Below are 1650 nucleotides of genomic sequence, written 5' to 3' on the forward strand. Positions count from 1 at the left end.
CCGCGGCCGATCGTCGCCACAGGCCGGCCGTCGACGGAGACGCTGCTCCGGCTGACGCGCTGCAGCACAAGCCTCACTGCGGCCTCTCTGGGCTCAGGGAAGCCCGACGGCTTCCCGCACTTCCGCCATCGTGGCCTGGGCTATCGTTCGGGCCCGTCGCTCACCGTCGTCCAGGATGTGCCAGACGTCATCTGGGCGGGCGGCCAGCGCTTGTCGCTTCTCCCGGAATGGCGCCAGGTGCTCATTCAGGTTGCGGGCGAACTGCCGCTTGCAGTCGACGCAGCCGATTCCCGCCCGGCGGCACTCAACATCGATGCTGGCCACCTGATCCGCCGGCGAGAAGATCCGGTGCATCGAGAACACGTTGCACACCTCTGGATTCCCAGGATCGGACCGACGGAGGCGTTGGGGATCGGTGACCATGGTCATCACCCGCTCGACCGTCTCGTCGGCGGTGGCCGCCAGCTCGATGTGATTGTTCAGGCTCTTGCTCATCTTCTGCTGGCCGTCGGTGCCCAGCACCTTCGGCACTTCGGTGACCTTCATCTCCGGCTCGACCAGCACCGCCTTGCCGTAGCGGTAATTGAAGGAGCGCACCACTTCGCGGGTGAACTCAATGTGCGGAGCCTGATCGACCCCGACCGGAACGAAGGCCGCCTTGTACAGGGCGATGTCCGCCGCCATCAGCACTGGATACCCGACCAGGCCGTAGTTGACGTTCTGCGGCTGGAGCCGCACCTTTTCCTTGAACGTCGGCAGATCGGTCAGCTTGCCCAGCGGCGTGACCATCGAGAACAACAGGTGCAGCTCGGTCACTTCCGGCACATGCGATTGGACGAACACGATGGATTCCTCGGGCCGGATCCCGGCGGCCAGCCAGTCCAGCGCCATCTCGTGGGTGCTCTCCCGCAGCGACTGGGTGGTGTCCAGCGTCGTCAGGGCGTGCAGGTCGACGATGCAGTAGATGCAGTCATACGAATCTTGGAGCGCAACGTAGTTGCGGATCGCGCCCAGGTAGTTGCCCAGATGCTGGCGGCCCGTCGGTCGGGCACCGGAGAACACGCGTTGTCGTTTGCTTGCCACAGCCTACCCGCCTTCCAAGGCCTCTCCGACCAGGCGCGGCACCTCCCCCGCCTCGGCATGCCGCCCTGTCTGGAGTTTGGAGTACACCAGCTTCCCGTCGACCTCGACCTCGAAGCGGCCGCCGTCCGACGGGACGAGGGTGACTGCCTCAATCCGTTCCTCGTACGCCTTGACCAGGTCGGCCATCAGACCGATGGCCCGATCGGTATAGTGTCAGACTGCGCAGTAGGTGATTGAGATCCGCACCATTCCTGGCCTCCAGCGCTCCGCCCTTCCCTCGGGCTTCGGATTGCGGGGCAGTGTACTACAGGCAGACAGCGGCGGCCACGCGCCCCCGACCCGGCGGGCTGTGCTACAATGGAGGCTAGAACCCAGAGAGGAGAATCACATGCGAGCAGTCATGGCCTTCCTGATCGGCTTGATCACCGGGGCGCTCATCGGCGCCTCGACGGCGTTGCTTCTGACCCCGTACTCGGGCGATGAGTTCCGCGGCATGATCGGTGACCGCGCCAATGAGTTTTCGGGCGAAGTGCACGACGCCTATGCCATGCGCCGGGCCCAGCTCGA

General features: G+C 65.2%; 2 protein-coding genes. Both read right to left on the reverse strand.

Going from position 1 to position 1650, the window contains the following annotated elements; all coding sequences use genetic code 11:
• Positions 1-93: 93 nt before the first annotated feature.
• Complete coding sequence (gene trpS, locus MUO23_13265) at positions 94-1083, reverse strand: tryptophan--tRNA ligase (GenBank protein MCJ7513918.1); 990 nt, start codon at positions 1081-1083, stop codon at positions 94-96.
• 3 nt (positions 1084-1086) lie between these two features.
• Positions 1087-1269 carry an Rdx family protein gene (locus MUO23_13270; GenBank protein MCJ7513919.1) on the reverse strand — a complete coding sequence of 61 codons (183 nt, stop codon included), beginning with the start codon at positions 1267-1269 and terminating at the stop codon, positions 1087-1089.
• Positions 1270-1650: the final 381 nt, after the last annotated feature.

Source organism: Anaerolineales bacterium (assembly GCA_022866145.1).
GTDB lineage: Bacteria > Chloroflexota > Anaerolineae > Anaerolineales > E44-bin32 > PFL42.